This window comes from Actinoplanes sp. NPDC020271 (assembly GCF_044388125.1).
Taxonomy (GTDB): Bacteria; Actinomycetota; Actinomycetes; order Mycobacteriales; family Micromonosporaceae; genus Actinoplanes.
Map to the genome: position 1 here is coordinate 254,125 of NZ_JBIRWQ010000003.1, position 8,831 is coordinate 262,955.

At 71.5% G+C, this 8,831-nt stretch carries 7 protein-coding genes; 2 read left to right on the forward strand and 5 right to left on the reverse strand.

Annotated features, from left to right (window positions below):
* Nucleotides 1-6 precede the first annotated feature (6 nt).
* The 5 genes from ACH442_RS08505 to ftsY form a co-directional block, all read right to left on the reverse strand.
* Complete coding sequence (locus ACH442_RS08505) at nt 7-2,313, reverse strand: [protein-PII] uridylyltransferase (RefSeq protein ID WP_396337297.1); 2,307 nt, start codon at nt 2,311-2,313, stop codon at nt 7-9.
* Nucleotides 2,314-2,317: 4 nt separating this feature from the next.
* Entirely contained in the window at nt 2,318-2,656 is a 339-nt protein-coding gene (locus tag ACH442_RS08510) for a P-II family nitrogen regulator (RefSeq protein WP_396337298.1), read from the reverse strand.
* A 35-nt stretch (nt 2,657-2,691) separates the two neighbouring features.
* Entirely contained in the window at nt 2,692-4,056 is a 1,365-nt protein-coding gene (locus tag ACH442_RS08515) for an ammonium transporter (RefSeq protein ID WP_396337299.1), read from the reverse strand.
* Between the two features lie 212 nt (nt 4,057-4,268).
* On the reverse strand, nt 4,269-5,066 hold the full coding sequence (locus ACH442_RS08520) for an aminoglycoside phosphotransferase family protein (protein WP_396337300.1): 798 nt from the start codon (nt 5,064-5,066) through the stop codon (nt 4,269-4,271).
* Nucleotides 5,067-5,145: 79 nt separating this feature from the next.
* Nucleotides 5,146-6,291, reverse strand: a complete 1,146-nt coding sequence (gene ftsY, locus ACH442_RS08525) for a signal recognition particle-docking protein FtsY (RefSeq protein WP_396337301.1) — start codon at nt 6,289-6,291, stop codon at nt 5,146-5,148.
* 122 nt (nt 6,292-6,413) lie between these two features.
* Between ftsY and ACH442_RS08530 the strand changes: the two genes are divergently transcribed.
* Together ACH442_RS08530 and ACH442_RS08535 are read left to right on the forward strand one after the other, a co-directional pair.
* Nucleotides 6,414-8,096 (forward strand): alkaline phosphatase D family protein, encoded by a 1,683-nt coding sequence (locus ACH442_RS08530; RefSeq protein WP_396337302.1) that lies wholly within the window; start codon nt 6,414-6,416, stop codon nt 8,094-8,096.
* A gap of 42 nt (nt 8,097-8,138) precedes the next feature.
* Entirely contained in the window at nt 8,139-8,663 is a 525-nt protein-coding gene (locus tag ACH442_RS08535; protein WP_396337303.1) for a DinB family protein, read from the forward strand.
* Nucleotides 8,664-8,831 lie beyond the last annotated feature (168 nt).

Sequence of the window (8,831 nt, forward strand, 5' to 3'; positions counted from 1 at the left end):
CCCCGGTTACACCGCGGCGAGCACCGCCCGTTCCACCCGTTCCCGTTCCTCCGCCGAGGCCCACGCACCCACCAGGTAGAACGCGTCCACCACGTCCCCGCCGAGAGTCGAGATCCGAGCGGCCCGGATCTCCGCCCCGGCCTCGTCGAGCGCCGCCGTCACCCGGTAGAGCAAGCCGGCCGAGTCCGCCGCGCGCAGTTCGAGCACCACCGCGTCGGTCGCCGCCGCCCGCTGCCAGATGACCTTGGGGTCGGCCGTGCCGCCGCGGGCACTCATCGCGCGGGCCCGTACCCGCTGGGTCACCGACACGTCCCCGGACGCGACGCGGCGCAGGTCGGCGGTGAGGGCGACCGGGTCGTACGGCGTCCCGTACCGAGGCTGGGTGTAGAACTCCACGATCGCCCGCCCGTCCACCGTCGTGGTGTTCGCCGCGACCACGTCGAGCCGGTGCATGGCCAGGCAGGCGGCCACGCCGGCGAGCAGTCCCCGCCGGTCGGCCGCGGCCACCGACATGTGGTCGCCGTCGAGCTGCACCACCGGGAGAGCCCCGCTGAGCAGCTCCGGGTCGGGTTCCGGCGGTTCCGGCAGCGCGCCGGTGTCCAGCGCGGTGTGCACCCGCCGGACCAGTTCCGCCATCAGCCGGCCCTTCCAGTCCGACCAGGCGGCCGGGCCGGTGGCCTGCGAGTCGGCGCGGGCCAGGGCGTGCAGCAGGTCGAGGGTGGCCGGATCGCCGACCGCCTCGGCGACCGTGGAGATGGTCAGCGGGTCGTCCAGGTCGCGACGGGTCGCCACGTCGGGCAGCAGCAGGTGCAGCCGGACCATCTTCTCGATCGTCGCCACGTCGGCCGGCGGCAGGCCGATCCGGGCGGCGATGTCGGCGGCGATCGGGGCGCCGACGAGGCTGTGGTCCCCCGGCAGGCCCTTGCCGACGTCGTGCAGGAACGCGCCGATCAGGAGCAGGTCGGGCCGGTCCACCTCGCGGGCGTACCGGGTGGCCTCGTAGGCGGCCTGAACCAGGTGCCGGTCGAGGGTGAACCGGTGGATCGGGTGGTGCTGCGGCAGGCTGCGCATCCGGGCCCACTCCGGCAGCCAGGCGTCGATCAGGCCGTACCGGTCGCAGGTCTCCCAGGCCGGGAGCAGCCCGGGCCCGGCGCCGAGCAGGGAGACCAGCGCGGCTCGGGCACTGGCCGGCCACGGGTGCGGCAGCGGCGGGCAGAAGGCGGCCAGCCACTCGCAGGTGGCGCGCGCCATCGGGAGTTGCACGGTGGCGGCCGCGGCGGCCACCCGCAGGGAGAGGCTGGGGTCGGCGACCGGGCCGATCGCGGTGCGGGCCAGGACCAGCTCACCGTCGTGCTCGACCACGTCACGGGCGATCGGGCGGCGGGCCGGGGCGGCCGGCGCACCGATCGGGCGGCGGCGGCTGCCGCGCAGCCGGTCGACGGCCCGCCAGGCGTCGTCGACGGCGTGCGCGACCGTCCGCGCGTCGCCGGAGACCCGCCGGAGCAGCGTGTCCGGATCCTCGATCTCCAGCAGGCCGGCGACCGCGGCCCGTTCCTGGGCGACCAGCCGGTCGACCCGGCGGCCGACCGCGAGGTGCAGGGCGTCCCGGGTGTCCAGCAGCCGCAGGGTGGCGGCGCGCACCGCGGGGCGCATGGTGTCGGCGATCCCGGCCCGTCCGATGCCGCGCAGCAGGGTCACGTCCCGCAGCCCTCCGGCTGCCTCCTTGACGTCACCCTCCAGGAGGAAGGCCAGCTCCCCGTGCGCGGCCCAGCGCGTCTGGGTGAGCTCTTTCAACTGCGGCATCAGCCGTACGGCGGTCCGCCGCCACTGCTCGCCGGAAGCCGCGATCAGCTCGGCCGAGAGCGCCTCGTCGCCGGCCACGTGGCGCGCGTCGAGCAGGCCGAGCGCGACCTTCACGTCGTCGTGCGCGACCGACAGCGCCTCGGGCAGCGTGCGCACCGAGTGGTCCAGGCCGAGGCGGGCGTCCCAGATCGGATACCACAACGCGGAGGCGATCCGGTCGATCCCGGCCGTCCCGTTGTGCAGCAGCACCAGGTCCAGGTCGCTGTAGGGGGCGCAGTCGCGCCGGCCGAGCCCGCCGACCGCGAGCAGGCTGACCCCGGGCAGGTGGCTCGGGAACAGCTCGCGCAGCCAGACGTCGAGAGCCGCGGCGCGCTTGTCGCGCGCCGCGGCACCGATGTGTTCGCGAAGCTTGTCGAGCGAACCACCGGCCTTACCCGATCTGTCGTCGGGTTTGCGCTGCGCGTAGGCAACGACGGGCGGGGCCGGGGGTTCGCTCAACGGGTTGGTCATGTGCTTACAACGCGTCCAGGCCGCGCTCGCCGGTCCGGACCCGGATGACGTCGTCGACCGTCGTCACCCAGACCTTCCCGTCGCCGATCTTGCCGGTCCGCGAGGCGCTCACCACGGCGTCGACGATCTTCTCGACGTCGATCTCGTCCGTGATCACCTCGACCTTGATCTTCGGGAGGAACTCGACGGTGTACTCGGCGCCCCGGTACACCTCGGTGTGCCCCTTCTGCCGGCCGTAGCCCTGTACCTCGCTCACGGTGAGCCCGGCGACGCCCAGGGCGTGCAGAGCCTCCTTCACCGCGTCGAGCTGGTACGGCTTGATGACCGCGGTCACCAGCTTCATGCTCAGTCCTTCCAATTCGGCAGCCATGGGAGAGATTAACCGGGGATCTTCTGGCTGGTGTCAGCCTTGCCGTCGGCGTCGACCGACTTGGCCGCTCCGATGCCCGCCAGAGCGAAGGCGCTGCCGCCACCGGAACCGGCGGCCGGGGTGAAGTCGTACGCGCTCTCGCCGTGGGCCGCGATGTCGATGCCGCCGATCTCGGCCTCCTCGCTGACCCGCAGGAGCTTGACCGCCTTCAGGACGTAGGCGATCAGAGCCGCTACGACCAGGGAGAACACGGTGACCGCGGCGCTGCCGACGAACTGCCGGCCGAGCTGGGTGAAGCCGCCGCCGTAGAAGAGACCGTCCTTGGCGCCGAGCACGTCGGTGATGGCGCTGTTGGCGGTGTTGGTGGCGAAGAGGCCGATGAAGAGCGAGCCGATCCAGCCACCGACGAAGTGGACGCCGACCACGTCGAGCGAGTCGTCGTAGCCGAAGCGGTACTTCAGGCCGACGGCCAGGGCGCAGACCGCACCGGCGATCAGGCCGAGCAGCGCCGCCGGCAGCGGGGCGATGAAGCCACAGGCCGGGGTGATGGCGACCAGGCCGGCGACGGCACCGGAGGAGGCACCGACCAGGGTGGGCTTGCGGTCCCGGATCCACTCGACGGCGACCCAGCCGAGCAGCGCCGCGGCCGTGGCGAGCTGTGTGTTGACGAACGCCACACCGGTGACGCTGTCGACGGTCAGCTCGGAGCCGGCGTTGAAGCCGAACCAGCCGAACCACAGCAGGCCGGCGCCGAGGGCGACGAACGGGACGTTGTGCGGGCGCATGTTGTCCCGCGGCCAGCCGACCCGCTTGCCCAGGACCAGGATCACACCGAGCGCGGCCGCACCGGCGTTGATGTGGACCGCGGTGCCACCGGCGAAGTCAAGAGCGTGGAGCTTCGCGCCGATCCAGCCACCGCCCCAGACCCAGTGGGCGACCGGGACGTAGACGATCGTGAACCAGCCGATGGCGAAGAGCACCCAGCCGCCGAACTTCAGACGGTCCGAGAGGGAGCCACTGATCAGGGCGACCGTGATGATGGCGAACATCATCTGGAAGGCCATGAAGACGTAGACCGGGATCTTGGTGGTGCCCCAGAGGTCGCCGGCCCAGCTGATGTCGGTGCCGCCGTACTGGGTGAGGTTGCCGATGATGTTGTTCAGGCTCGCGTTGCCGCTGGAACCGAACGAGAGGCTGAAGCCGTAGAGCGCCCACAGGATCGAGATGATCCCGATGCTGGAGAAGCTCATCATCATCATGTTCAGGGTGCCCTTGGACCGGTTGAGGCCACCGTAGAAGAGCGCCAAGCCGGGGGTCATGAGCAAAACGAGTGCAGACGACAGGAGCAACCACGCGGTATTACCGGTGTCCATCGTTCTGCCTCCTCTCGGATTAGGTGTCCTCTCAACACGCGACCGAGGGGGCAGCATCGCCGTGTCGGCCGGTTCGACGCAGACTGTGTCGGCTGGCTGTTTCGAGCACGGTCTACGCGCGATTTCCGGCGCGTCACGGGTTGTTTCCGACGTGTGAAGAAAGCCTCACAAGGCATTTCTCGATCTTGGCCGCGGAGCAGAATCGGCCACGATCAACGAAGGGCGTACTCCAGAGTGTGTCGTTCATAGTCCAGAAGGCGCAGATCCCGCATTGGCCGACGTAGATGGCCCTTGTGCACGATCCGGACGAATGCCGGGTCACCGGCCGCGGCCATCCGGCGGATGCCCTCGACGTGATCGACGATCCGTTTCCTTATGGTGCGCACGAGGCGATGACGGTCGCGCGGGATCAACCCGTACGCGTCGGCGAACAGCCGCAGCCGGCGCGGCCGGTTCGGCCGCTTCCAGCCCAGCGTGTACGAGTCGCGGTCACTGAACAGCGGCACCCAGGTCCAGGCCGCGTAGGCCACGTCGTAGATCCGCGAGCCGGGCGAGGCCAGGTCGAAGTCGATCAGGGCGAGCGTGCCGTCGGGCCGCCAGACCACGTTGTGCGGGGCGGCGTCGTGGTGGCAGATCACCTCGGCGTCCGGCGGGGGCGGGCCGAACGAGCGCCAGACCGCGCCGGGCGGGGGCACGAAACCATACTGCGCGTCGTGGAACATCCGCAGCATGGTCGCGACCGTGACCAGCGCCTCCTCGGTCACCCAGTGCGGGGCCAGCGGATATTCGCCGCACTCGCCGTCGAGGTAGGTGAGCACCTCGCGGCCCTTCTCGTCCATGCCCAGCGCGCTGGGCGAGCCGGTGAACCCGACCCGCTCCAGATGGTTGAGCAACGCGTGGACGGCCGGCGTCCACGGCCCGGCGTTACGCCGGACCGTGTCACCGATCCGGGACACCGTGCTGACGTTGCCACCGTGCAGCGGTATCTCGCGCAGCGGCTCCTGCGTCACCCACAGCCTCCCTGATACTTCCGCGTGACGGCTCCGCCTGCCCGCGACGGAAATCGCATGTAACTTCGTCGAAAAGAGACTACGCGGTCTCGCCCAGGAGAGCCTCGACGAACGCCGCCGGCTCGAACGGGGCAAGGTCGTCGGGACCCTCGCCGAGGCCCACCAGCTTGACCGGAATACCCAGTTTGCGCTGCACGGCGATGACGATGCCGCCCTTCGCGGTGCCGTCGAGCTTGGTGAGCACCACACCCGTGACGTCCACCACCTCGGTGAAGACGCGGGCCTGCTCCAGTCCGTTCTGTCCGGTTGTGGCGTCCAGGACGAGCAACGTCTCGTCGACCGGCCCGTGCTTCTCCACCACCCGCTTGACCTTGCCGAGCTCGTCCATCAGGCCGACCTTGTTCTGCAACCGGCCGGCCGTGTCGACCAGGACGGTGTCGATGCCGGTCTCGATGCCCCGCTTGACCGCGTCGAACGCCACGCTCGCCGGGTCACCTCCCTCGGGCCCACGGACGGTCTCGGCGCCGACCCGCTCACCCCAGGTGGCCAGCTGCTCGGCGGCCGCGGCGCGGAACGTGTCGGCCGCCCCGAACAGCACGCTGCGGCCGTCCGCGATCAGCACCCGGCCGATCTTCCCGCACGTGGTGGTCTTGCCGGCGCCGTTGACGCCGACCACCATGACGACCGCCGGGCGGCCCTCGTGCGGAGTCGTCCTCAGACTGCGGTCCAGATCCGGCTCGAGCGCCGAGACCAGTTCCTCGGCCAGCTGCTCGCGCACGCCGGCGACGGTCCGGGTGCCGAGGATGCGGACCCGCTCCTTGAGCCGCTCGACGATCACCTGGGTGGCCTCGACGCCGACGTCCGCGGTGATCAGGCTGTCCTCGATCTCCTCCCAGTCGTCCTCCTCCAGATGGTCCCGGGAGAGCACGGTGAGCAGGCCGCGACCGAGGGCGGTCTGCGAGCGGGCCAGCCGGGCGCGCAGCCGGACCAGACGGCCGGCGGTGGGTTCGGGGGTCTCGACGACCGGCTCTTCGGGGAGGACCGGCGCGGGCTCCTCGGGAACCTCCGGCTTCTCGATGAGCGGCGGGAGCTCTTCCTCGACCGCGGGCACCTGGGGAACCGGCGGCGGCGGAAGCTCCTTGCGGCGCATCCGGGGCACGACCAGCCCGACCGCGCCCACGACCAGGACGACGAGCAGGATCACTGCGGCGACCACGTATTCCATGCCGAAATCCTGACAGATGAGCCGTCCGGCCGTGGCGTGGGCCACGTACTGGCGATTCCGGGCACTCACCGGGAAGTATGTGGGCACCCCCCGAACCTGTTTGGAAGGCCGGTACCGTTTCAGTGACCGCGCAACTGCTCATCGGACCACTGCTGCGCCGGGTCACCGGTGACCGCGCCACCATCTGGGTGGAGACCAGCGAACCCACCACCGTCCGGGTCGAGGCCGAGGGCGGGGCCTCCGGGTCCGCTTCGACCTTTTGCGCGTACGGGCATCATTACGCCCTGATCGTCGTCACCGGACTGGCGCCGGAGTCGGCTCACGCGTACCGAGTGCTGCTCGGCGACCGTGAGGTGTGGCCGGTGGCCGGCTCGCCGTACCCGCCGTCGGTGATCCGCACCCGGGCCGCCGACGACGCGGAGCAGCCGGTGAGCCTGCTCTTCGGCTCGTGCCGGCAGGCCACCCCGCAGGCCACCGGCCGTCAGCTGCCGCCGGACGCGCTGGACGCCTACGCCCGCCGCCTGATGGCCGACCCCGATCACCGGCCGGACCTGCTGGTGCTGCTCGGTGACCAGGTCTACGCCGACGAGACCTCGCACAAGGTGCGCCGTTTCCTGCGCCGCAACCGCCCGGCGGACCACGACGGGCCGGCCGACCAGGTGATCACGTTCGAGGAGTACACGAAGCTCTACCTGGAGTCCTGGCGCGACCCCGAGGTGCGCTGGCTGTTCTCCACCGTGCCGAGCGTGATGATCTTCGACGACCACGAGATCATCGACGACTGGAACACCTCGGACTCCTGGCGCGCCGACATGGCCCGCGAGTCCTGGTGGCGGGAGCGGATCTCGGCCGGCCTCGCGTCGTACTGGGTCTACCAGCACCTGGGCAACCTCAGCCCGGACGAGCTGGACGCCGACCCGCTCTACCAGAAGGTGTCCGCCGCCGAGGACGCCACCGATCTGCTGCACGACTTCGGGCTCGAAGTGGACGATCCCGGGTCGGCCGAGAACACCGACCGGCCGTACCAGTGGAGCTTTGCCCTTGATCTGGGCCGCACCCGCCTGGTGGTGCTGGACAACCGCTGCAACCGCGTCCTGACCCCGGGCGCCCGGGCGATGCTGCCGGCCGCCGAGTGGGACTGGTTCATCAGCCAGGCCCACGGCGACTACGACCACCTGGTCGTCGGCTCGTCCCTGCCGTGGCTGATGCCGCCGGCCATCCACCACCTGGAGGCGTGGAACGAGAAGGTCTCCGAGTCACGCCGGTCGAAGCGCTGGGCCGCGTTCGGGGAGAGGGTGCGCCGCGCGTTCGACCTGGAGCACTGGGCCGCGTTCGGGAAGTCGTTCACCGCGCTGGGCGAGCTGTTCCGGCGGCTCGGGGAGGGCGGCGTGGGTGCGCCCGGGCACCGGGTCGGGGCCGGTGGCGCCTATGCCGCTCCGGCGTCCATCTCCGTGCTCTCCGGGGACGTGCACCACTCGTACGTGGCCCGGGCCGACTTCGGGCACGCCATGGCCACCCCGGTCATGCAGCTGACCTGCTCACCGATCCACAACGAGGTGCCGGCGCCGCTGCGGCCGCTGATGCGGGTCGCCTGGCTGCCGCCGGTCATCCGGTCGGTCCGCGGGCTGGCCAAGTCGGCCGGGGCGCCGAAGCCGCTGATCCGGTGGAAGCGCCTGTCCGGGCCGTACTTCGGCAACGCGATCGGCACGCTGAGCCTGGACGGGCGGCACGCACGGGCACTGATCGAGGGCACCACCAAGGACGGCCGGCTGCACGAGGTGGTGGCCACCGAGTACGAGCCGTGAAATGCGTGGCGGTGTGACGACGGCTGCACCAGGATGACGTCGATGACTACCTGGACCGCGCCCGAGGCGCACCGAACGACCGAACCTCTCACCGGCGACGAGCGGCCCATGCTGCAGGGCTGGCTCGACTGGCACCGGCAGACGCTGCTGCACAAGTGCGCCGGCCTGACCGCCGAGCAGCTCCGGACCGCGGCCGTCGAGCCGTCGAACCTGAGCCTGCTCGGCCTGGTCCGGCACATGGCCGAGGTCGAGCGCTGGTGGTTCCGCAACCGCGTCTGTCAGGACGCCGGCGCCACCGAGATCTACTGCACCGACGACAACAAGGACGCCGACTTCGACGACGTGGCCGGCGCCGACGCCGAGGCGGATTTCGCCACCTACCGCGAAGAGGTCCGGCTCGCCGACGCCGCGGTGGCCGGGCTGCCGCTGGACCACGAGTTCCCCGGCACCAAGGTGCCCTCGATCAGCCTGCGCTGGGTCTACCTCCACATGATCGAGGAGTATGCCCGGCACAACGGCCACGCCGACCTGATCCGCGAGCGCGTCGACGGCGTCACCGGCGACTAGCTGTGCTTACCGGCGTCGCCTCCGGCTCGCGGGCATTGCGCCCTTGGCGGGGGGGGGGGGGGGGGGGGGGGGGGGGGGGGGGGGGGGGGGGGGGGGGGGGGGGGGGGGGGGGGGGGGGGGGGGGGGGGGGGCGGGGGGGGGGGGGGGGGGGGGGGGGGGGGGGGGACG